Genomic DNA, 727 nt, shown 5'->3' with positions numbered 1-727 from the left:
GCCCCTGATCCTTGCATAACTCTTTTAGCTTACTCATCCTATGAAACCTTGCATTGTCCATAATGATAACAGACGGTTTATCTAAAGTAGGTAGTAAGAATGTTTTAAACCAAGCTTCAAAAAAGTCACTAGTCATGGTTTCTTTGTATGTCATCGGGGCTATAATCTCACCGTTTATGAGACCTGCGACTAAAGATATCCGCTGGAATCTTCTTCCAGAGACCTGACCTGTGATCAACTGACCTTTCAAAGATCGACCATATTCTCGATGAAAATATGTCTCAAACCCTGTCTCATCAATATAAACTGGTGTCAGGTAACTGAAGTTATTAAATTTTTTAAGGAACTGATTTACTTTCTCAGGGTCTTGTTCATAGTAGGTACAACTCTTTTTTTTCGACTATATCCCATAGCTTTGAGTGCGTAATGAATAGCTGTTGGATGACAGTCAAATTCAGAAGCTATTTCAGTCAAATAAGCATCTGGATGAGGTTCAAGATAATTCTTTAATTTTTCTCTATCAACTTTTCTTGGTTTGGTTCCCTTAACTTGGTGATGAAGCTCGCCTGTAGTCTCTTTTAATTTTAGCCATTGATAAATCGTGTTGCGTGAAATATCGAACGTAACAGATGCTTCAGTAATACTGCCGGTTTTCTCACAGTATGCGAGAACTTTTTTACGAAAATCTAATGAATATGCCATAAATACATTATACCATAAATGTACT

At 36.3% G+C, this 727-nt stretch carries 1 pseudogene; it reads right to left on the bottom strand.

The annotated features are described in order from the left end of the window. Positions 1–702 (bottom strand): annotated as a pseudogene (locus tag ACLN19_RS09110) (IS630 family transposase); the annotation flags it as partial. Between the last annotated feature and the right edge of the window lie 25 nt (positions 703–727).

Origin of the sequence: Streptococcus lishijunsis (assembly GCF_047290665.1) — a bacterium.
Classification (GTDB): domain Bacteria; phylum Bacillota; class Bacilli; order Lactobacillales; family Streptococcaceae; genus Streptococcus.
Note: the sequence above shows the minus strand (reverse complement) of the source record. Positions and strands in the feature narration are given on the sequence as shown.